Annotated in this window: 23 protein-coding genes and 1 pseudogene; 10 read left to right on the plus strand and 14 right to left on the minus strand. The window is 66.7% G+C overall.

The genetic code is table 11. The features are described from left to right. Positions 1 to 293 precede the first annotated feature (293 nt). The 7 genes from BM417_RS19885 to BM417_RS19910 all read right to left on the minus strand — a co-directional run bounded on the left by BM417_RS19885 (position 294) and on the right by BM417_RS19910 (position 4,106). Entirely contained in the window at positions 294 to 593 is a 300-nt protein-coding gene (locus BM417_RS19885; RefSeq protein WP_093595883.1) for a DUF1416 domain-containing protein, read from the minus strand. A 5-nt stretch (positions 594 to 598) separates the two neighbouring features. Continuing rightward, positions 599 to 1,444 (minus strand): sulfurtransferase, encoded by an 846-nt coding sequence (locus tag BM417_RS19890; protein ID WP_093595886.1) that lies wholly within the window; start codon positions 1,442 to 1,444, stop codon positions 599 to 601. Between the two features lie 38 nt (positions 1,445 to 1,482). After that, positions 1,483 to 1,920, minus strand: coding sequence for a DUF4395 domain-containing protein (locus tag BM417_RS19895; RefSeq protein ID WP_093595889.1), 438 nt, complete (start codon positions 1,918 to 1,920; stop codon positions 1,483 to 1,485). A 72-nt stretch (positions 1,921 to 1,992) separates the two neighbouring features. Further along, complete coding sequence (locus BM417_RS50305) at positions 1,993 to 2,070, minus strand: putative leader peptide (RefSeq protein ID WP_360045477.1); 78 nt, start codon at positions 2,068 to 2,070, stop codon at positions 1,993 to 1,995. A gap of 79 nt (positions 2,071 to 2,149) precedes the next feature. Continuing rightward, entirely contained in the window at positions 2,150 to 2,557 is a 408-nt protein-coding gene (locus BM417_RS19900) for a thioredoxin family protein (RefSeq protein ID WP_093595892.1), read from the minus strand. Beyond that, positions 2,554 to 3,387 (minus strand): LmeA family phospholipid-binding protein, encoded by an 834-nt coding sequence (locus BM417_RS19905; protein ID WP_093595895.1) that lies wholly within the window; start codon positions 3,385 to 3,387, stop codon positions 2,554 to 2,556. The genes BM417_RS19900 and BM417_RS19905 overlap by 4 nt, the downstream gene beginning before the upstream one ends. Beyond that, complete coding sequence (locus tag BM417_RS19910) at positions 3,384 to 4,106, minus strand: alpha/beta hydrolase (RefSeq protein WP_245822011.1); 723 nt, start codon at positions 4,104 to 4,106, stop codon at positions 3,384 to 3,386. The genes BM417_RS19905 and BM417_RS19910 overlap by 4 nt, the downstream gene beginning before the upstream one ends. 174 nt (positions 4,107 to 4,280) lie before the next feature. Between BM417_RS19910 and BM417_RS19915 the strand changes: the two genes are divergently transcribed. The 7 genes from BM417_RS19915 (at position 4,281) to BM417_RS19945 (ending at position 11,220) form a co-directional block, all read left to right on the plus strand. Next, complete coding sequence (locus BM417_RS19915) at positions 4,281 to 5,039, plus strand: response regulator transcription factor (RefSeq protein ID WP_218164508.1); 759 nt, start codon at positions 4,281 to 4,283, stop codon at positions 5,037 to 5,039. Between the two features lie 10 nt (positions 5,040 to 5,049). After that, the gene (mshD, locus tag BM417_RS19920; protein WP_093595901.1) at positions 5,050 to 5,925 is read left to right on the plus strand and encodes a mycothiol synthase; all 876 of its coding nucleotides are present in this window, start codon (positions 5,050 to 5,052) and stop codon (positions 5,923 to 5,925) included. 198 nt (positions 5,926 to 6,123) lie between these two features. Further along, the gene (gene pstS, locus BM417_RS19925; protein WP_218164509.1) at positions 6,124 to 7,236 is read left to right on the plus strand and encodes a phosphate ABC transporter substrate-binding protein PstS; all 1,113 of its coding nucleotides are present in this window, start codon (positions 6,124 to 6,126) and stop codon (positions 7,234 to 7,236) included. A 33-nt stretch (positions 7,237 to 7,269) separates the two neighbouring features. Beyond that, the gene (gene pstC / locus BM417_RS19930; RefSeq protein WP_093595907.1) at positions 7,270 to 8,334 is read left to right on the plus strand and encodes a phosphate ABC transporter permease subunit PstC; all 1,065 of its coding nucleotides are present in this window, start codon (positions 7,270 to 7,272) and stop codon (positions 8,332 to 8,334) included. Beyond that, positions 8,331 to 9,245, plus strand: a complete 915-nt coding sequence (gene pstA / locus BM417_RS19935; protein WP_093595910.1) for a phosphate ABC transporter permease PstA — start codon at positions 8,331 to 8,333, stop codon at positions 9,243 to 9,245. The genes pstC and pstA overlap by 4 nt, the downstream gene beginning before the upstream one ends. Positions 9,246 to 9,255: 10 nt before the next feature. Next, on the plus strand, positions 9,256 to 10,032 hold the full coding sequence (gene pstB / locus BM417_RS19940) for a phosphate ABC transporter ATP-binding protein PstB (protein ID WP_093595913.1): 777 nt from the start codon (positions 9,256 to 9,258) through the stop codon (positions 10,030 to 10,032). A 27-nt stretch (positions 10,033 to 10,059) separates the two neighbouring features. Then, positions 10,060 to 11,220, plus strand: coding sequence for a hypothetical protein (locus BM417_RS19945; RefSeq protein WP_093595916.1), 1,161 nt, complete (start codon positions 10,060 to 10,062; stop codon positions 11,218 to 11,220). Positions 11,221 to 11,226: 6 nt separating this feature from the next. On the opposite strand, the gene phoU is transcribed toward BM417_RS19945, so the two are convergent. The 5 genes from phoU to dusB all read right to left on the minus strand — a co-directional run bounded on the left by phoU (position 11,227) and on the right by dusB (position 17,966). After that, entirely contained in the window at positions 11,227 to 11,892 is a 666-nt protein-coding gene (gene phoU, locus BM417_RS19950; protein ID WP_093595919.1) for a phosphate signaling complex protein PhoU, read from the minus strand. Positions 11,893 to 11,964: 72 nt separating this feature from the next. Further along, positions 11,965 to 14,934, minus strand: coding sequence for an LCP family protein (locus tag BM417_RS19955; protein WP_177320493.1), 2,970 nt, complete (start codon positions 14,932 to 14,934; stop codon positions 11,965 to 11,967). Positions 14,935 to 15,400: 466 nt separating this feature from the next. Beyond that, positions 15,401 to 16,249, minus strand: coding sequence for a GGDEF domain-containing protein (locus BM417_RS19960; RefSeq protein WP_093596311.1), 849 nt, complete (start codon positions 16,247 to 16,249; stop codon positions 15,401 to 15,403). A gap of 141 nt (positions 16,250 to 16,390) precedes the next feature. Beyond that, the gene (locus tag BM417_RS19965; RefSeq protein WP_093595925.1) at positions 16,391 to 16,843 is read right to left on the minus strand and encodes a hypothetical protein; all 453 of its coding nucleotides are present in this window, start codon (positions 16,841 to 16,843) and stop codon (positions 16,391 to 16,393) included. After that, the gene (dusB, locus tag BM417_RS19970) at positions 16,836 to 17,966 is read right to left on the minus strand and encodes a tRNA dihydrouridine synthase DusB (RefSeq protein ID WP_093596415.1); all 1,131 of its coding nucleotides are present in this window, start codon (positions 17,964 to 17,966) and stop codon (positions 16,836 to 16,838) included. Before dusB ends, BM417_RS19965 begins: the two co-directional genes overlap by 8 nt. Before the next feature lie 284 nt (positions 17,967 to 18,250). Between dusB and BM417_RS46855 the strand changes: the two genes are divergently transcribed. The 3 genes from BM417_RS46855 to BM417_RS46865 are packed head-to-tail and all read left to right on the plus strand — an operon-like array spanning position 18,251 to position 19,754. Next, on the plus strand, positions 18,251 to 18,613 hold the full coding sequence (locus tag BM417_RS46855; protein ID WP_143138714.1) for a hypothetical protein: 363 nt from the start codon (positions 18,251 to 18,253) through the stop codon (positions 18,611 to 18,613). Beyond that, a complete protein-coding gene (locus BM417_RS46860) occupies positions 18,610 to 18,837 on the plus strand; it encodes a hypothetical protein (protein ID WP_143138715.1) in 228 nt (75 codons plus the stop codon). The genes BM417_RS46855 and BM417_RS46860 overlap by 4 nt, the downstream gene beginning before the upstream one ends. A gap of 2 nt (positions 18,838 to 18,839) precedes the next feature. Beyond that, complete coding sequence (locus BM417_RS46865; RefSeq protein WP_143138716.1) at positions 18,840 to 19,754, plus strand: hypothetical protein; 915 nt, start codon at positions 18,840 to 18,842, stop codon at positions 19,752 to 19,754. A gap of 80 nt (positions 19,755 to 19,834) precedes the next feature. Here the strand turns inward: BM417_RS46865 and BM417_RS49255 are convergent. Together BM417_RS49255 and BM417_RS19980 are read right to left on the minus strand one after the other, a co-directional pair. Beyond that, positions 19,835 to 20,087 (minus strand): annotated as a pseudogene (locus tag BM417_RS49255) (tRNA-dihydrouridine synthase); the annotation flags it as partial. 119 nt (positions 20,088 to 20,206) lie between these two features. Further along, the gene (locus tag BM417_RS19980) at positions 20,207 to 20,827 is read right to left on the minus strand and encodes a hypothetical protein (RefSeq protein WP_093595928.1); all 621 of its coding nucleotides are present in this window, start codon (positions 20,825 to 20,827) and stop codon (positions 20,207 to 20,209) included. Positions 20,828 to 20,897 lie beyond the last annotated feature (70 nt).

The following is a 20,897-nucleotide window of genomic DNA, read 5'->3' on the forward strand; positions in this document are numbered from 1 at the left end:
GGTGTCAAGCGGGCGAAAAGCGTGCCCGCTTGACACCCCTTCCCTGATGCAGCAAGAGCTATGGCACGACTCGTGACGAAACCACCCCACCCGGACCGCACGGTAAGGACGGCTCGCCTTCGGCTTCGCGGATGATCAGGCGCTTGCCGTGATTACGCGCTCGGGCTGTCCGCCCTCACCCTTCGTCCGTCTAGCCCGCCCCGTCCGCTGCCTCCGCCCGCTGTCCGAGACGTGGAAGGCCCCGGCGGTGTGCACCGCCGGGGCCCTCGTCTTTCCAACCAGGTCTTGCCTGCCTACGCGACCGCGATCTCCACCGCGTGCACGCCCGGACCGGAGGCCGACACGGCCGCCTGGCCGTTGCCGGTGCGGTGCAGGGCTCGGACGGTCCAGCTGCCCGGTGCCGCGAAGAAGCGGAAGTCGCCCTCCGGGGAGGTGACCACCTCGGCGGTGAACTCGCCGGTCGAGTCGAGCAGGCGGACGAACGCGCCGCCTACCGGGGTGCCCTCGGAGAGGACTTTGCCCTCCAGGACGGTTTCCGTCGTCGAAGCGTCGATCGTGCCGCCCTGAGCAGGGGCGCCGCAGCCGTTGGTCATGATGATCAGGCCTCCTTGCCGGAACCGAGCTCGATCGGCACGCCGATCAGCGAGCCGTACTCCGTCCAAGAACCGTCGTAGTTCTTGACGTCTTCGTGGCCGAGCAGTTCGCGCAGGGCGAACCAGGTGTGCGAGGAGCGCTCGCCGATGCGGCAGTACGCGATGGTCTTGCGGCTGCCGTCGAAGCCTGCCTCGGCGTAGAGCTCGCGGAGCTCCTCGTCGGACTTGAACGTGCCGTCCTCGTTGGCCGCCTTGGACCACGGGACGTTCACCGCGGACGGGATGTGGCCGCCGCGCTGGGCCTGCTCCTGCGGGAGGTGGGCCGGGGCGAGGAGCTTGCCGGAGAACTCGTCGGGGGAGCGCACGTCGACGAGGTTCTTGTTGCCGATCGAGTCGACGACCTCGTCGCGGAAGGCGCGGATCGAGAGGTCCTGCTCCTGGGCGGAGTAGGTCGTCGCGTCGCGGGTGACCTCCTCCTTGTCCAGGGGGCGGCCGTCGAGTTCCCACTTCTTGCGGCCGCCGTCGAGGAGCTTGACGTTGGTGTGGCCGTAGAGCTTGAAGTACCAGTACGCGTAGGCCGCGAACCAGTTGTTGTTGCCGCCGTAGAGGACGACGGTGTCGTCGTTGGAGATGCCCTTGGCCGAGAGCAGCTTCTCGAAGCCCTCGCGGTCCACGAAGTCGCGGCGGACCGGGTCCTGGAGGTCGTTCTTCCAGTCGATCTTCACGGCACCGGGGATGTGTCCGCCGTCGTACGCGGTGGTGTCCTCGTCGACCTCCGCGAACACGACGCCGGGCGCCTGGAGGTTTTCCTCGGACCAGGCGGCCGAGACCAGCACGTTCTCACGGCTCATGGGAAGTTGCTCCTGTGTTTTAGTGCGTGTGCTTGTCGTTATTGCGGACGTGCGAGGGCGGGTGCGTACCGGCGCAGCACCAGGTACATCTCGCACCCGAGGCACAGGCCCAGCGCCGCGTTGAGCAGTGCTGCCACCAGTGCGAAGCCGGTTGCCACCATGCCGAGCGTGGTGAGGCCCGTGGCGTAACCGAGGGTGCCGATCAGAGCGAAGATGAAGCCGACTCCTTGCGCGAACCGCAGCGGGGCGGCTTCCTCGCGTTCGGTGGTCGGGGTCAGGCGAGGCTGGATCGCGTAGCGGTAGACGTGACCCCACGGGTTCAACTTCAGCGAGATGAACGCGCACATCGCGAAGAGCACCGTCTGGGCGGCGAGGAGACGCCACCAGCCGGTGAGCAACACGATCGCGAGGATGACCGTGGTCATCCAGGCGGAGAAGCGCGGTCCGCGCGGGTCAACAGGGCGGTCTTTGGGCACGACGACCTCCGGGCAAACGGACGAGGGGATTCAGTCCGGCAGAGGTAGCTGATGGGCGTCAAGCAGCCCAGTTCAGCTCGTCGTGCGACACAGGCTGCTGCGCGTGCGGCACAGGTCAACCGCGCGTCGCTTCGTGAGCAGCAAGGTCATGCCAGCGAGGGTAGCCCTCAATCCCTCGGTGCGGGAGGTATGTCCATCTGGTGGAACAACGCAGGTTCACCCGACCGGATTAGGGCAAATGCGGGCGCAGGGCCTCGATCAACGAGTCGCGTTTCGGCACTCCGCCGACTCGCAGAACCTCGGTTCCGTCGGCCGTGAGGGCGAGCGTCGTCGGGGTGCGCATGACGCCGAGTTTGGTGGCGACGTCCGGGAGGTTCGTGACGTCGAGCTCGGCGTGCGTGAGGCCGTCCGTGCGGTCGGCGAGGTCGCGCAGGATCACCTTCGCGTGCCGGCACGGCGCGCAGAACGTGGTGGAGAGCTGGACCAGCGTCACCCCCGGCGCGAGCAGGTCGCGCACGGGGGCGGGCAGGTCGGCTGAAGCTGCACGACGAGAGATGCGGCCCTCGCGGACCTTGAGCAGCACACCGATCGCGCCGGCCACGGCCAGCGCGCCCAGCAGCGCCCACACACCAGTCATCGTTGGACCAACGGTACATCCGCGATCTGGCCGCTGAGCTTGAACGAACCGCTCTCCACCTCGACGGCGGTGGGCGTGGCGTTGAACGGCAGCGTGCCGGGGTCGATCTTGATCGCGAGCGCCTGGCGCAGCTGCGGGATGATCTGCTTGAGCGAGGCGTCGTCCAGCTCGATGTCATCGATGTTGATCTGGATGGCACCGCTGACCAGCGCGATCTGGCCGTACGCGGTGAGCGTGATGACCTTGCCGGCGACGTTGGTCTGGCCGGAGAGCTTGATCGCGGCGGTCGTCTTGGGCACCTTGGGGTCGACCGGCGTCTGGGTGGCGGCGCGGTTGTCCGGCTCGATCGAGAGCTTGTCGAACGGCGTCACCTGGTTCGCGAGGCGGTTCAGGTCCGGCGCCTTGATCCGGACGCTGCCCTCGACGGTGTCGATGGTCGCCTTGGAGACGTTGCCCGCGAGCAGGTCGGCCAGCTCGACGCGGGTGTGCCGCAGGTCGGCGCCGACGTCGAGGTCGCGCAGGTCGACGCCCTGCTGCTCGTCCTTGATCGGCACGCCGTACGCGTCGATCCGGACGTGCGTGTAGTCACCGCGGATCGCCTGCAGGATGAACGGGAACCCGTTGATGCGCACCGACGGGTCCTCGTTGAGCTGGAGCTTCTCCCTCATCCGCTGGGCGATCTGGTACTCGCCAGCCGCCGCCAGCGCGAAGTCGGCCGCCACGAGCAGCACGCCCAGCACGATCACCGCGATGACGAGGAACTTCCCGCGCCGCGACTTCTTCTTCGGCTTGGCGCGCGCCGGGTTCTGCCCGGAATAGCCTGCAGTCATTCCTCGTCCTCGATCTTGGCGACGATCCATGCCGCCATCCGGTCTACCAGGTCTGGAGTCGCGGCCGATTCGGCGTGCCGCATGCCGGGCTCGATCCACAACTCGGCATGTCCTGAGGACGCGCGGTGCAGCGACCTGGCGTGGTCCACGGAGAAATAGTGGTCCAGGTCACCGTGCACGATCAGCAGTGGGGTGGGCGTGATCCGTCCGACCACCTCCAGCGGACTCTCCGGCGCTTGTACCCAGCTGCCGCCGAGCCGAACCCCGAGCGCCCGTGCCGCGAGCTTGCCGTGCGGCTGCTCCAGCAACCAGTGCACCCGGCGCATGGGAGCGGTCTCTCGTGACCACCACCGGGCCGGTCCGCTGACGGAGACCACGGCGTCCGGCCTGGACTCCCCCAGCACCGCGTGCCGCAGGACGATCGAGGCACCCATCGAGAACCCGACCGTGGCGATCTTCGAGTAACCGAGCTCGCGGGCCTTCAGAACGGCCGCCTCGATGTCGTGGATCTCGTCCGCGCCGACCGTGGAACGGCCTTCCGAACGTCCGTGGCCGCGGAAGTCGAACGCGACGACACCGGCTTTCCTGGCCATTCGGGCAAGTACTCGGGAGACGTACGGCCGCCGCACGTTGTTCGTGAACCCGTGTCCCACAACGAAAGCGAGGTCGCTTTCACTCTTGTAGTGGACGCCGTGCAGACGCACTCCGTCATGTGACATGGATGTAACAGGCATGACGCTTGTGGAAACAAGTGTGAGCACGGCTTCTTGACCTGGGACTTTCTCGGGGTGCACCGGTATTGTCTCCGTCATCCGCAGGCAACGGGGCCCGGTCACCGTACGCCGCTGGTCTGGTCCAGGTGACCGACCACGGCCGATTTGGAGGGCGCCGCGATGAGCATCGACGTGCTTCTGCTGACGACAGACCCGGACCCGGAGGCCGTGCTTCCGGCGCTGGCTCTGCTTCCCCACGCCGTACGCCCCTTGCGTCCCGAGGTCTCCGCGCTTCTCGAAGCCGGACCGCACGACATCGTGCTGATCGACGCTCGCACGGACCTGGTCGGCGCGCGTTCGCTGTGCCGGCTGCTGGACTCGTCCGGTGTGGACGTACCCGTGGTGGCCGTGGTCACCGAGGGAGGACTGGTCGCGGTCAACTCCGACTGGTCGGTCGACGAGATCCTGCTGCCGAACTCCGGTCCCGCCGAGGTCGACGCACGCCTGCGGCTGGTCCGCTCGCGCCGCGGCACGACCCAGCCCGGTGGCGACGGCGCGATCCAGCTCGGCGACCTCGTGATCGACGAGGCCACCTACACCGCGCGCCTCAAGGGCCGCCCGCTCGACCTCACCTACAAGGAGTTCGAGCTGCTCAAGTACCTCGCGCAGCACGCGGGCCGGGTCTTCACCCGCGCCCAGCTGCTGCAGGAGGTCTGGGGCTACGACTTCTTCGGTGGCACGCGCACGGTCGACGTCCACGTGCGACGGCTGCGCGCCAAGCTCGGCCCCGAGCACGAGGCTCTCATCGGCACGGTCCGCAACGTGGGCTACAAGTTCGTCCGCCCGCCGCGTCCCGGATCGTCCCGCCGCCCCGACCTGGCCGAGGTGGAGATCGACGACTCCGCCCACGTCCTGGATGAGCGTTTGATCGCGCGGTAGGTTCGCCTGTGTGGCGCAACTGAGCTGGTTCGAGGAGCTGACGGCCGACCAGGCCGCCGAGGTGACCGGGGTGCTGGAGGCTGCCCAGGGCACCGACGGCGTGGCCCCGGTCGGCGAGGCCGTGCGACTGCGGATGCGCCCAGGCGCGACCGGCAGCAGGCACCTCCTCGCGCGTCTGAACGGCGAGCTGGCCGGGTACGCGCACGTCGACCTGATCGGTGACTCCGGCGGTAACAAGGTCGCCGAACTCGCCGTGCACCCGAAGTACCGCCATCAGGGCGTCGGCGAGGCGCTGGTGAAAGCGCTCCCGCAGGAGTCGCTGCGGATCTGGGCGCACGGCGGCCACCCGGACGCCGAGAAGCTCGCCGAGAAGCTCGGCTTCCGCAAGGTGCGCGAGCTTCTGCGGATGCGGCTGCGCGTCGAGAACGACCTTCCGGAGCCGTCGGTGCCCGAGGGGATCACCATCCGGCCGTTCGTGCCGGGCAGGGACGAGGCCGCGGTCGTCTACGTGAACCACCGCGCGTTCGACTGGCACCCGGAGCAGGGCGCGATGTCGATCGAGGACGTCCGCGCGAAGGAAGAAGAGGACTGGTTCGACCCCGAGGGCTTCCTGCTCGCGTTCGACGCGGACGAGAAGCTGGCGGGCTTCCACTGGACCAAGGTGCACACGCCCGACCTGGGCGAGGTCTACGTCGTGGGCGTCGACCCGGACCGTCAGGGCGGTGGCCTGGGCAAGGTGCTGACCCTGGCCGGCCTGCGTCACCTGCGCGAACAGGGCGTCAAGGAAGTCATGCTCTACGTCGAGTCGGACAACACCGCGGCGGTCCGCGTCTACACGAAGCTCGGATTCACTCTTTGGGACGCCGACGTCCAGTACGCCCGGTAGTCAACGTACCGTCACAAAACGCATACGCGCTGGTCACGCGGTCACTCTTTTGGCCGTGTGACCCGTCACTTCCCGTTCGGTGTTCACCTCCCGTTCACCCTGACTAGGTGGGCTGTCCATTCTGGCTACCTACCTTCCGTAGCGAGCGGCGGCGTCCGTCGCGAACCGCTAATGCTTTCCGCAAGGTGGAGGACCAAGGTGAAGATCCAGCGGCACGGTGCCGTTCTCGGCCTCGTCGCGGCCAGCGCGCTGCTGCTCGGTGCGTGTGGTAGCGACAACAACGCGCCGACGGGTGGCACGAACACTTCGTCGAACGCTGCCTCCGTCCCGGTCGAGTGTGGCGGCAAGACCAAGCTCAACGCTGAGGGCTCCTCCGCGCAGAAGAACGCGGTCGACGCGTTCGTGCAGGCCTACCAGGCTGCCTGCCCCGGTGTGGACCTCGCGTACAACCCCTCCGGCTCCGGTGCGGGCGTGAAGAACTTCAACGCCGGCCAGGTCGACTTCGGTGGCTCCGACTCCGCGCTCAAGGAAGGCGCCGAGACCGAGGCGGCCGCCAAGCGCTGCCAGACCAACCCGGCCTGGAACCTGCCGCTGGTCTTCGGCCCCGTCGCCGTCGGCTACAAGGTCTCCGGTGTGGACAACCTCGTGCTGGACGCCAAGACCACCGCCGCGATCTTCTCCGGTGCGGTCAAGAAGTGGAACGACCCGGCCATCAAGGCGCTGAACGGCTCCGCGACCCTGCCGGACAAGGACATCTCGGTCATCTACCGCTCGGACGAGTCCGGCACGACCGACAACTTCCAGAAGTACCTGAAGGTCGCCGGTGGCTGGACCAAGGGTGACGGCAAGCAGTTCAAGGGTGGTGTCGGCGAGGGCAAGGAGAAGTCCGCCGGTGTCGCGCAGGCCGTCGGCTCCATCGACGGTGCCATCACCTACGTCGAGTGGTCGTTCGCGCAGGACAACAAGCTCTCGATCGCCAAGATCGACTCTGGTGCCGGCGCTGTCGAGCTGACCGCCGAGTCGGCCGGCAAGGCCATCGACGGTGCGAAGATCAAGGGCGAGGGCAACAACCTGGTCCTCGACCTCGACTCGATCTACGGCTCCAAGGCCGCCGGTGCGTACCCGCTGCTGCTCGCGACCTACGAGATCGTGTGCTCGAAGGGCTACGACGCCGACACCGCGAAGGCCGTCAAGGCGTTCCTCACGGTTGCCGCCACCACCGGTCAGGCGCAGCTCGCCGACGCCGGTTACGTGCCGCTGCCCAAGGCGTTCCAGGACAAGCTCCTGACCGCCGTGAAGGCGATCGCCTGAGGTTGATGCGAGACTTCGACAAACGCTGACGCGATGAATGATCCCGTCGTGGCCAAGCGCCCCGCCGGCTCCGGTGCAGCCGGAGCCGAGCGGGGCGTTGCGGCTGCTCCCACCGCCTCGGAGGCTCCGATTCCCCCGACACCGGAAGCTCCAGTAACGACCAAGGCACCTCACGTCCGGCCTGGCGACCGCATCTTCCGTGGCCTGGCGACGGGGTCCGGTGTCTTCATCGTCGTCCTCATCGGCGCGATCGGCCTGTTCCTGATCCTGCAGGCCATCCCGTCGCTCGGGCTGGACAACGTCAACTTCCTGACCAGCCGTGAGTGGAACACCACCGACCCGACGAACCTGCGGTTCGGCATCCTCGACCTGACGCTCGTCACGGTCGTGGTCGCGCTGGTGGCCCTGCTGATCGCCATGCCGATCGCGCTGGGCATCGCGCTGTTCCTCACCCAGTACGCGCCGCGCAACCTCGCCCGGCCGTTCGCCTACGTCATCGACCTGCTCGCGGCCGTGCCGTCGATCGTCTTCGGCCTCTGGGGCCTGTTCGTCCTCGGCCCGGTGCTCTTCCCGTTCTCCGAGTGGGTGATCGAGAACCTCGGCTGGATCCCGATCTTCGCCAAGGGCAACGTGAACGTGCAGCTCGGCGGCACCATCTTCACCGCGGGCATCGTCGTCGCGGTGATGATCCTGCCGATCATCACGGCCGTCAGCCGTGAGGTCTTCGAGCGCACGCCCACGATGCACGTCGAGGGCGCCATCGCGCTCGGCGCGACCAAGTGGGAGGTCGTGCGCACGACCGTCCTGCCGTTCGGCAAGGCCGGTTACGTCAGCGCCTCGATGCTCGGCCTCGGGCGTGCACTCGGTGAGACCATCGCCGTCGCGATCATCCTGAGCACCGCCACCAGTTCGTTCGGCTGGTCGCTCTTCGACGGTGGTTCGACGTTCGCCTCGAAGATCGCGCTGGCCGCGCCCGAGTTCAACGACGCGCGCTCGGCCGGTGCCTACATCGCCGCCGGTCTGGTGCTGTTCGTGCTGACCTTCGTCGTGAACGCCATCGCGCGCTCGATCGTCGCCGGCCACAAGGAGTACGAGTGAGCACGAATCTCGCGGATCCTCAGCGCCTCGCGACGCCGCCGACGTTCCAGGCGGTCAGCCTCTCCCGCAGGATCAAGAACGGCATCGCCACCGGACTGGTCTGGGGCGCGTTCCTGATCGCGATCATCCCGCTGGTGTGGGTGCTCTACACCGTGATCCAGCGCGGCTTCCCGGTCATCCTCGACGGTGACTGGTGGCAGAAGTCGATGTCGGGTCTGCTGGCCCGTCAGCAGGGCGGCGGCGCGTACCACGCGATCTACGGCACCCTGGTCCAGGGCCTCGTCTGCGCCGTGATCTCCGTGCCCATCGGCATCATGATCGCGATCTACCTCGTCGAGTACGGCGGCCGTTCGAAGCTCTCGAAGGCCACGACGTTCATGGTCGACATCCTGACCGGTGTCCCGTCGATCGTCGCGGCGCTGTTCGTCTACACGGTCTGGATCACGACCTTCGGTCTCGGCCGCAGCGCGTTCGCCGTGTCGCTCGCGCTGGTGCTGCTGATGGTGCCGGTCATCGTGCGCACCACCGAGGAAATGCTCAAGATCGTCCCGGACGAGCTGCGCGAGGCCTCCTACGCGCTGGGCATCCCGAAGTGGAAGACGATCGTCAAGATCGTCATCCCGACCGCGCTGTCCGGCATCCTGACCGGCATCATGCTGGCGCTCGCCCGCGTCATGGGTGAGACCGCTCCGGTGCTGGTGCTCGCGGCGTACGCCCCGTTCATCAACTACAACCTGTTCGACGGCCCCATGGCCTCGCTGCCGTTGATGATGGTGAACGAGCGCAACAACCCGACGGCGGCGGGCTTCGACCGCATCTGGGGAGCGGCGATCACGCTCGTCGTCCTCATCACCCTGTTCAACCTCCTGGCGACCGTGATCTCGCGGGCGCTGGCGCCGAAGACGAAGTGAGCGGGCGGACATGGCCAAGCGACTCGACATCAAGGACCTGAACCTCTTCTACGGCAAGTTCCACGCCGTCGAGAACGTCTCGCTCGCGGTGCCGCCGAAGAACGTGACCGCGTTCATCGGCCCCTCCGGTTGCGGCAAGTCGACCGTGCTGCGGTCGCTCAACCGCATGCACGAGGTCGCCCCCGGCGCGCGCGTCGAAGGCAAGGTGCTGCTCGACGGCGAGGACATCTACACGTCCACTGTGGACCCGGTCGAGGTGCGCCGCACCATCGGCATGGTGTTCCAGCGGCCGAACCCGTTCCCCACGATGTCCATTCGCGACAACGTGGTGGCCGGCCTGCGGCTCTCGGGCATGAAGGACAAGAAGAAGCTCGACGAGGTGGCGGAGCGCTCGCTGCGCGGCGCCAACCTCTGGAACGAGGTCAAGGACCGCCTCGACAAGCCCGGCGGCGGCCTCTCCGGTGGTCAGCAGCAGCGTCTGTGCATCGCGCGTGCCATCGCGGTGCAGCCCGACGTGCTGCTCATGGACGAGCCCTGCTCGGCCCTGGACCCGATCTCCACGCTGGCGATCGAGGACCTGATCACGGAGCTGAAGAAGGAGTACACGATCGTCATCGTGACTCACAACATGCAGCAGGCCGCGCGCGTGTCCGACCAGACCGCGTTCTTCAACCTGCTGGGTGTCGGTCAGCCCGGACAGCTGATCGAGGTGGACGACACGGAGAAGATCTTCTCCAACCCCAGCCAGAAGGCGACCGAGGACTACATCTCCGGCCGGTTCGGCTAAATCCGAGGGTTGGACTATCTTGCTGGCGTGAGCCCGCAAAGCAAGCCCCGCAAGAAGAAGCAAGGCAAGGCACCCGGCCGCAGGCCCGAGCAGCAGTCCCCGTACGGGGCGTTGCTCGAGTCGGCGGCCGCGTTGCGTTCGGAGTCCTGGTTGCTCGCGGACGCCTGGGCGAGCGAGCTCTACGCGACGCTCTGGCTCGCCGGCTCCGGCACCGACCCGTTGGTCGAGGCGCTGCAGAAGATGAACGACCCCGCGGCGCTCACCGCGTTGCGCGCGCTGACCGGCGTGGGCTCGGAGGAGAACAGGGCCGCCGCGTTCGCCGCCGCGGAAACCGTTGCGGCACGCGGTGTCGCCGAGCCGTCCTGGTACGTCGCCGGCACCGTTCCCGACTTCCGCGACGCCTTCCTCGTCACGAACCTGTTGGGGGACGTGGAGGTCATCGCGATCACCCAGGAACGCGCGGGTGTCGGCGAAACCGTCCTGTTCATGCGCCAGCCGGTGCTCGGGGCCACCGCGATCGAGCTGTTCGCGACGCCGGACGAGGGCACCGTGGCGTTGCTGGAGGACATGATCGCCTCCACGCCCGAGGCGTTCCGCGACGAGATCACGCCGTTGAGCGCCGGCGACGTCTACGACCGCGTGTGGCCGGACGTCGAGCAGTTCTGGGAGGACGGCCCGGACGAGGAGGCCGAGGAGGGCCTGATGGGCGAGGAGGACGTGCGGCACCCGGTGCAGCTCATCGCCCTCGCCGACGCTCGCGTGAGTGCCTTGGTGCCCAAGGAGTACGTGATCCCCGCCGTCAGTCCGGAAAGGACGGACGAGGTCGTCGGCGCGTTCCTGGCTTCAGAGCACGGGATCGCGGACGTCGAGGCCGCGCGGGCGTTCGCACGGATCGTCGTTTCCGCCGCGGTGGAACAGAACCGCGACCCCGTCGTCTACGGGCCCGCGTCGCTCACCGCGGTGCTGATCCTGAACGTCGCGGCCAGGTTGCACGTGAGCGACGAGGATCTGGCTCTGCTGCCGGAGATCGTGCGGGCGTGGGCCTACTTCACCGTGGACGCACGGGATCTGCCGCGCGACGAGGCACGGGCGGTGTGGGACGAAGAACTGCCCACCGTGCTCGCCGAGTTCTCCGAGGCCTACGCCGATCCGGAGCTGGTGGCAGAGCGCGATGGGCAGTTTCGCTAAGAGGGACTAGAGGTTCTCGTCGTCGCCGTAGCCGGGCATCCGGCCGGTGACGACGAAGACCGTGCGCTTGGCGACCGAAACGGCGTGGTCGCCGTAGCGCTCGTAGAAGCGGCCCAGCAGCGTCACGTCGACCGCCGCGGGGACGCCGTGCTGCCACTCCTTGTCCATGATCACGGAGAACAGGTGGCGGTGGATGTCGTCCATCGCGTCGTCCTCGTCCTCGAGGCTGCGCGCGCGGTCGACGTCCTTCTCGCGGATGATCGACGCGGCCTCGTTCGCGAGCTTGACCGCGATCCGGCCCATCTCGGCGAAGTACGGCTGCACGTCCTCCGGCAGCGCCGACGCGGGGTGCCGGCGGCGCGCGGCCTTGGCCACGTGCAGCGCCAGATCGCCCATGCGCTCAACGCTTTCGGCGGCGTGGATCACCGCGAGCACGGTGCGCAGGTCGGTCGCGACCGGTGCCTGCAGTGCGAGCAGTGCGTACGACTGCTCCTCGATGCTGGAGCGGACGTCGTCGACCTTCTGGTCGCCGCTGATGACCTGCTCGGCCAGGCCGAGGTCGGCCTGCAGCAGTGCCGTGGTCGCGTTCTGCATCGCCTCGGCGACCATGCCGGTCATGTCGGCCAGCTGGTCGGCGAGCTGTTCAAGCTGGTCGTGGTAGGCCTCGCGCATGGCGCTCAGCCTACGTCCCGACCGTCGCGGCAGCGACATGCCAGCATGAACCGGAGGTGAACCCCAGGCGAATCACTTCGCCGCGCAGGGGTCCTCCGCCGCGTTCACAATGGACAGACCATCGCCCGGCTGACCAGCGGCCTGACCCTGCGGAGTGCCCTGCTGGGTACCCGCCTTGGGTGCCTGGATCTTCTCGTCGAAGTTCGCGCCGATCGTCAGCTGGATCGCCCCGCCCATCTCCGGTGCCTCGACCAGTTCCGCGCTGGGCACGGCGGCCCTGAGCGTCGCGGCCTTGTTCTCGTTGCCCTTCGCGAACTTGATGATCGTCTTGGGTGCGTTCTCCGTCGCGTTGCCCCGCTGGGCGATCTTGAACCCCTGCTGCTCCAACGCGTTCGACGTCCTGGCGACCGCGCCGCCGTTGGTCGGGTCCCCGTTGAGCACCTGGATGGTGACGTCCTTCGGGTCGATCAGCGTGCCGGGCTGCTGCACGGGAGCGTTGGTGTCGCCGGGCTTGCCGTCGACGGGCTTCTCCTGCGGCAGCGGCGTTCCGTCGATGATCGTCTGGAACAGCGCCTTGACGTCGTCGTCCTTGAGCCGCTCGATGTTGTCGTTGTTCGACTTCGTCGGGCCCTCGTCGGTCCAGTGCGGCATCGTCACGAACGAGACGCGGCCGGCGTCGAGGCTCTGCAAGGAGTTCGCGAGCTCCAGCAACTGCGCCACACCGACGTTGTCGCCGACGGTGGACTTGGTGAGCGCGTTGATGAAGTTGTTGAGCTTCGTCGGGCTCAGCAGGACCTCGTTCGACAGCGCCTGACGCAGCATCGCCGACAGGAAACCCTGCTGCCGCTTGATCCGGTCGAAGTCCGTGCCGCCGTCGCCCTGGGCCTGGACCTTGCGAGCGCGCACGTACTGGAGTGCCTGGTCGCCCTTGAGCGTGTACTTGCCCGGCTTCTCGAGGATGACGCCGAGCTCGTCGTCCTTGATCGCGGTCGGCGAGCAGATCTCCACGCCGCCGATCGCGGTCGACATCTCGCGGAAGCCGACGAAGTCGATGCTGACGAAGTGGTTGATCTTGAGGCCGGTCAGCTGGGTCATCAGGTTGGCGACGCACTCGGGTCCACCGTCGTTGTAGACGGAGTTCGCCATGACCTCTTTCTCCGGCGCCAACGGGCCCGCGTACTGCGCGTTGTCCGGGTTGTAGCTGCGGCAGGCAGGCCGGTCGACGCGCACGTCACGCGGCAGCGACACGATGACCATGCGCTTCCGGTCCGCGGGGATGTGCGCGAGCATGATCACGTCCGACCGCGCGCCACCCTCCTGCGCCTGGGTGCCGACGTTGTCGCCCGCCTTCGCGCCGGCCCTGGTGTCCGAGCCGACCAGCAGGAAGTTCTCGTCACCGAGCTGCTTCTCGGCCTGTTGCACGGCCTGCGAGTTGCCGCCCAGCGCGTCGATCTTCTGGATCTTGGAGTCGGCCCACTGCATCGCGGCCCAGCCGATGCCCGTCGACGCGAACACGACGGCCGCGGCGGCGATCGCGCCGATCCGCCCGGCGCGCATGAGCTTGCGCTGCTGGGGCGTGCGACCTGGAGCCCGCTGCTCGCCGGCTTCCTCACCGAGGACGACCGGCTCGGCGAACTGGGTCGCCTCGTCGACGAGGTCGTCCTCGTCGCCGTCCTTGACCCACGGCATGAGCTTGGCGCGCCGTTCCTTGCGCTGGCGCTCCTGCTCGAGCAGTTCGTCGTGCACCGCGGAGAACCGCGCGAGAGTGTGGTCGACCTCGCGACGCTTCTTCACGTCGTCGCCGATGGCCTCCATCTCGGTGGTGAGGCACAACGGGTCCATGTCTTCGCGCTTCTCGACCTTGGCCACACCCGCCGCCGAGGCGATCTGGGTGGCCTCGGGGCCCGGCGCGTCGGCCTTCGGCTCGTCCACGGGCTCGGCGCCGAGCCGGTTGGCGAGGCCACCGGGAATCGGTCGCGGGCCACTGGACTCCGCCCTGGGGGGCATCGGCCGGGGACCGCTCGACTCCGCGCGCGACGGCATCGGCTGCCTGCCGGTCACGTCCCCGTTCGGGGGCATGGGACGACGGCCGGTGTTCTCCGGCCCCTCGCCGGGGGCGGGAGGACGCGGAACGGCGGTGGGAGACGGTGCCTCGCCCGCCAGGAGGCGGCGCGGGGCGGGGCCGTCCGGCGTCCCACCTGGAGCAGGCGGGCGCTGGAGGCCGGTGGGTTCGCCGGGCGCGGGCGGGCGCGGGACGCCGTTCGAGCCGGCGTCGCCGGGTGCCTGCGGGCGCTTCAGACCGCTGGGCTGGGAGATCTCGCCGGGTACGGGCGGGCGCGGGATGCCGTTGGACGACGGCGCGTCGCCCGGCGCGAACCTGCGCGGCGGTGCCCCGTTGACCTCGGGTCCCGGTCGGCGGACCGTGCCGGCGGGCATGCCGTTCGCCTCGGGCACGCCTGGCGCGGGACGCCGTGGAATGCCGTTCGACGAAGGCGCGTCGCCAGGAGGTATGCGCCGCGGGTCGCCGGGAGCCGGCGGCCTGGGCATGCCGTTCGAGGTGGCGTCGGGGACAGGCGGGCGCGGGATGCCGTTGGACGACGGAACGTCGCCGGGGGCGAGCCTGCGCTGCGGAGTGCCGTTGGGCGGCATCTCGCCTGGCACGGGACGCCGGATCTGGCCGCTCGGCGGCTCGCCGGGGACCGGGCGGCGCTGCATGCCCGTCGCGTCGGGCCTCGGGCGCTGCCCGGTCTGCTCGACCCGGTAGGTACCGCTCTGTTCCGGGTTCGGGACCGGATTCTGGGCAGGCCTCGGCCGTGGACCGCTCTGCTCACCAGGCGCGGGACGCGGGCGCGCCGGAGCCTGCTGAACGCCGTTCGGCTCGGGTGCGACGTCGGCCCTGCGCCGCCTGCCGGTCTGGTCGCCGGTGAAGTTCTGCGGGGCAGCCTGGTCAGGCCGCGGGCGCGTACCCGTCTGCTCACCAGGACGGTGAGCCGCGGGTGGCTGCTGCCGCGGTGCCTGTGGAGGCTGTGGAGGCTGGTGCACCGGGGGATCAGGCAGAGCACGCCTGCCGGTGGCCGCGGGTGGATCCGGCAGGGCACGCCTGCCTGTTGTGGATGCATCGGGCGAGCCTGGCGGGACGGGTCGGGGGATGTTCGTCCTGCTGTGCTGCTCGATGAGGTCCGAGACGCTCAGGCCCCCAGAGCCTTCCATCGAGCGACGTCTACGGCCGGTCGGCTGGTCGTGCTGGGGATCCTGATCACCACGGGAAGAGGGGCCGCCACGTCGGGGGTCGTCGGGCACCCAATCTCCCTTCTGGGTCAGAAGCAAAAGCGGTTCGTCATTACGAAGTGACGACGACCGGGACACAAGGGTTGCATCACCGGCGTGTCAGTTGCGCCCGCGATACTACGGATGTAGGCGACTTCTGACGACCACTCCGGGTGATACAGCTGCGATCTGTACGCGATTACGAGCAGTCCGCTTGCCCTGAACGGGTGAGCCAGGTCACTCAGTAGTAACCGAGAACACGTGTCTCAGTGATCGCACGCCTGCCAGCGGCAGCACCTGCGAGGCGAACCCGTCCATCGGCACGGTACGCCACCGCGTTGCGTCCCGACTGCTTAGCTGTGTACAGGAGGCTGTCGGCGCGGAGCAACTGCTGCTCGGCGCTGACCGCCGGACGCTCCGGCGCCTCGTCCGCCGGCGGTTCGTACGCGAGGCCCGCGCTGACGGTCACGCGCAGCCCCGGCGCGATCTCCTGCCACGGGTGACGCTCGACACGTTCCCGGGCCGCCTCGGCGATCTCCACGGCGCTGGAGGCGTCGACGCGGGGCAGCACGAGCACGAACTCCTCGCCGCCGTAGCGGGCGCAGAAGGCACCCTCCGGCAGGCCCTGCTGAAGCATCTCGACCACGCGTTGCAGCACCCGGTCGCCCAGGATGTGGCCGAAGGTGTCGTTGACCTGCTTGAACCAGTCGAGGTCGATCAACGCGATGGCGAGCCCGTGCCGGCACGCTCCGTGCTCGGTCAGCAGGTCCATCAGCCGTTGGTCGAGGTAACGGCGGTTGTAGGAGTCGGTGAGGCTGTCGCGCAGGCTCTGCTCGCGTGCCTCGGCGTGTTCCCGGCGCAGCAGTTCGACCTCGCGGCGCAGCTGTTCCGGAACGTGCGGCTCCTCGACCTGGTCCGCCTGGACGAGGTCGAGCGCGGAACGCAGGTGCTGGTACGCCTGGCGCCACTGGCCGCGGGAGGCGAGCAACGTCGCGATGGACTCGTGCAGCCCCACAAGGCCAGGGCCCTGCCTGCCGACTGGGGCGTCGGCCTGCTGGGTCTCTGCGGTTTCGGGTCGCAGCGCGGTCATCGCGGTCACCTCCTTACTTGGCAGGTGTCGTCCCCAAGTAGGCGGCGCTTGAGCAAGAAGGACACGTGGGGGCGGGATTTCCCCCGTCCGGTTGACCGTCAGCTGCTCCGATCCAGTGAGCTTGGAAGATCAACAACCCGCTCAGCCACCGAGGCAGGGCGCGAACCCGTACACCTCGTCGTCCAGGAGCACGACGTGCAGCGACCCGATCTGGCTGCCGATCGCCTGATCCTCCTGGCGCAGCGTGATCGTGACGGCGACGACGTACACGTCCCCCCGCGGATGGGCCTTCTCGCCCGGTGGCGCCCAGTCGGCGTCCATCCGCAGCGTGGTCCAGGTCGGCTCGACCTTGATCGTCGCGCCGCGCAGGTCGCACGTCTTCTGCTTGAAGTCCGGGTGCTGCGTGTCCTTCAGGAGCTGTGCCTGTTTGGACGCGCCCTCGTCGCCCGCCTTGTTGACCTGGGCGTAGTACTCCTTGAACTTGGCGCGGTCGCCATCGCTGAGCCGGACCGGTTTCGCCGAGCCCGCGACCGGACCGCCACAGCCCGCGACCAGCGCGAGCGAAGCCAGGAGGACCGCGACGCGTTCAGCCACCGGAGTGCATCACGTCCGCACCGGACGGCACGGTGGCGTCCTCGGGGTCGTCCAGCCAGCCCTCGGGCAGCACGACCTTCGCCGACGAGCCCTGCCTGCCGCGCGGCCCCTCGGCGTTCTCGGGGAACGGCACCGACCGGTCGAGCGTGCCGATGAGATCGTCCAGCTCCTGAAGGCTCGACACCATGGCGAACGCCCGCCGCGTGTCGCCGCCGACCGGGAAACCGTGCCAGTACCAGGCCATGTGCTTGCGCAGGTCGCGCAGCCCCTTGTGCTCGCCGTCGTGCGCCGCGAGCAGTTCGGCGTGCCTGCGCAGGACGTCCGCGACCTCACCGAGCGACGGACCGTCGGGGATCGGTTCACCCCGGAACGCCGCCTGCAGGTCCCGGAACAGCCACGGCCTGCCGAGACAGCCGCGCCCGACGACCACGCCGTCGCAGCCGGTCTCGGCGACCATGTCGAGCGCGTCCTGAGCACTGAAGATGTCGCCGTTGCCCAGCACCGGAATGCTGGTCACGGCCTCCTTGAGCCGCGCGATGGCCGTCCAGTCGGCCTTGCCGGAGTACCGCTGCGACGCCGTGCGCGCGTGCAGTGCCACGGCCTGTGCACCCTCGTCCTGCGCGATACGTCCCGCGTCGAGGTACGTCAGGTGGTCGTCGTCGATGCCGATGCGGAACTTCACGGTCACCGGCATGTCCCCGGCGTTGCGCACCGCGGCCCGCACGATCTGCCGGAACAGCTCGCGCTTGTACGGCAGCGCCGCACCGCCACCCTTGCGCGTCACCTTGGGCACCGGGCACCCAAAATTGAGATCTGTGTGATCGGCAAGATCTTCGTCAGCGATCATCTTGATGGCCTCGCCGACGTTCTTCGGATCGACGCCGTACAGCTGCATGGAGCGCGGGTACTCGGTCTCTGCGAACGTGATCATGTGCATCGTCATCTCGTCTCGCTCGACGAGTGCGCGGGCCGTGATCATCTCGCAGACATAGAGGCCTGCCCCGTACTGACGGCAGAGCTGCCGGAAGGCCACATTGGTGATGCCTGCCATAGGAGCAAGCACAACAGGCGGATCTACGGCGTACGGGCCGATCTTGAGGGTTGGGGCGGGCACGCCCCTCAGGTTACGGCACTGACCAGCTGCGATCTGCACCCCAGCGTCGACGCCAGGTCGGTTGCTGATCTGCGAACCTTCTTCGTGTGTAGCTGTGGCCTTGGCAACGGCTAGTAGCTTGACCTCATTTATCGCCGATTGATGTTACGCATGCGACTGGAGTCCACCCTTATGGACCCATTGTGGCACTCTTGTGGTCTAGCTATTCATGATCCAATCGTTCGTTGTCGCACTCGACTGGGCGTTTCTGTCTGAACTCTTCACCTGAATAGACCACTGATTGGTGATCTTTGTTGGCGCATCGCGATGGCATACTTCTGGGCGAATTCATTGAAGAGCTTGCGGGAGCCGCATGGTTGGTCAACTTTCGATCCTTGTCCGCTCTTGGTATTCGTCGGCATCCACCGTGGGGGCCAGCATTGTCTGCAGAATTAGTGCCTACGATCGAGTCAGCGCTTAAAGAAGTCTATCCGAGTCTTACTCCTGAGGACTGCCAGCAGGTCGCATCTATTGTTTATAACAAAGTCGTGCAAGGGTTGTCGGAAGGTAAGCTACTTGCCTTGGTGGAGAGAAATTCCAACGGCAAGTATTTGGTGCGCGCGCTGCAGATTGAAAAGTATGTTGAAGAACACCAGAAGCGCCAGGGGTGGGCATGACCATCTTTGATCTGATGCTTAGACTGCGTGGTGTCGATCGTGAATTGGTGAGCAGAGTGGGTGACGACCACGCTCTCATCGAGTACACGTTTGAGATCGACGATGATCGCGCGATACTAAAAGCTGGTAGTGGAGACGAGAAGCCTCAGTTGTCGGCAGATTCGGCAAGGCGGTCAGGTGAGGTAGGCAAGGACACTCGCTCTCCGGAAGAGAAGAAAAAATAGCGATGCTTCAAAACGCTCGCGATAGCGCTGGCGATGAAGATCGCACGGGAGATTTCGATGCTTCTGATGGATCTTCGGTACTGAACGGCCGTGGTGACGCCAGGTACTTCACGCCACTTGTGTCGATCCCTGAGCTCCATCTCGAAGGAGTGGAGATCGGTGGCCCAGTGCAAGCAGGTCGGCGCAGGGTGACTCTGTCTTTGATGGTGTCGCTGGTTGCCTTCGGGGTTGGCCTAATTCTCTACTTCGAGAATGAGCGGTTCGGGCTGGGGTTGGTGCCAGCTGCGTGGATTGGCTTGTCGGTTGCTGTTGTGTCTTTGATTTTCCCTATAGTTACTCTCTATCGCGCCTCTGCGGGTGGCGGCCAAGTGAAGTCAGTGCCGGCTGTGTCTGCAGAAGAGTACGAAGATCTGTCCAGATATGAAGGGATCGTTAGCAGTAATCAGCGACTGATCCTTCAGTATCATGCTATGACAACGCGCCAGGCGACGAGTGCCTATCGAAATACGCAGATTGCGATGGCTGCTTGCTTGGCGGTGCTCTTGTTTGGTGGAGTCACCGTGATTCAGTTGCAAGATGGCATCACGAGAGCAATCGTGGGAGCTTTGGCCGCATTGGGTACCGGAGTTGCATCCTATCTCGGTGCGACCTTCATCGCTACTTATAATCGCACACTTGGTCAGCTTAATTTCTTCTTTGGCCAACCGCTGGTGAATAGTTACCTTCTTGCGGCTGAGAGGCTTTCGGATAAGCTGAGTGCAGAAGCGCATGATCGCGCCGTAAGTAAGATTGTGGATCAGCTTTTGAAGAATGCAGCGACGAACTCTGATATTTTGCTCGGAATCAAGGCGCGTTCTGCGAATTCCGGGAAACAGCGGCAGTCTGCGGTTGCAGTCGACAGGACCGGCGCAGCGTGAAGTAGAAGGTGGAAGTATCAAGCCTCCCTTGAGATGTGAGTGATCACTGGTTCTCAGTGTGTTGACTTCGAGCATCCCTAGTTCTGATCGATGTGGTCTGCGAGGCCTTCTCCCCGCGATGATCTTCACCGCCTCGGCCATCGTCTTCGGGTCGTCGACGCCGTAGAGCTGCATCGACAGCAGGTGTTCGTCCGCACCGAAGGTGATCATGTGAATGGGTTTCCGGATCGCGTTCGACGATCGCGCGGGCGGTGATCATCTCGCAGAGAGCGATGTGGGGTTGCCGAACTCCCGGTAGAGCTGGCGGAAGGCCACATTGGTGATGCCCGCCATCCGGGCCAGCGCCACCGCGGGGTCGACAGCGTACTGGCCGATCTTGGGTGAGGGAGTCGAGGAGCCACGAAATAGGCTAGCTGACCAGCCCAAATGATCACTTTGGTGGATCTCTTGCGTTACCGTCGTCGCCTTCCACCCAACAGTCCGGCCGTCGCGCCGACCAACACGGAGCCCAGTAGGACGTCGAGCACTTCTACGAGGGGATGTTGGTTGGCTTTGACGAGTCGATCAGACACGGTTTCCGCCACCACGTCGGTATCGACGAGCGTACTGACCAATTCGGGGTGAGGGTTGCCCGATACCAAGACTTCAACGACCCAAGTGTCCTTCCGCTTGAAGAGCAGCGGCGTCAACTCGACGACCGCGTCCGCGGTGCCCATAGCCGGGCCAACAGTGTGTTCGGGCTGTGTCGCGCTCAGCATCCCGTACAACGTGCTATTAAGGCGTACCTGAACCGGCTTGCCGGAATCGAAGTGGTTGCTCGCAATATCCGATGGTCCGACGTTCTCTAGCCGGATTGTCAGGAGATGCGGATCATCGACTGGGATGTCGTGGTAAGTGATCTTCAACGCGTTTGCGGCGGAGCCTTTGATCTCGGGCATCAGGGAGGTCGCCTCGAACAGGAAGAGCAGCTTCTTACGGCGCGTTCCGTACTGCCGAGTTGTCCACACCGCGATCGGTATGGCGACAACCGCGACGATCAGCGCAGCGAGGGCCAACTTGGCTTCGAGGCTCACGGCGCACAGTCTGCCGGATCACATGTGCGACGGCGCGCAAGCTGCGATTCCGCGTGTTTATGCAGGTTAC

Source organism: Lentzea waywayandensis (assembly GCF_900115955.1).
Taxonomy (GTDB): Bacteria; Actinomycetota; Actinomycetes; order Mycobacteriales; family Pseudonocardiaceae; genus Lentzea; species Lentzea waywayandensis.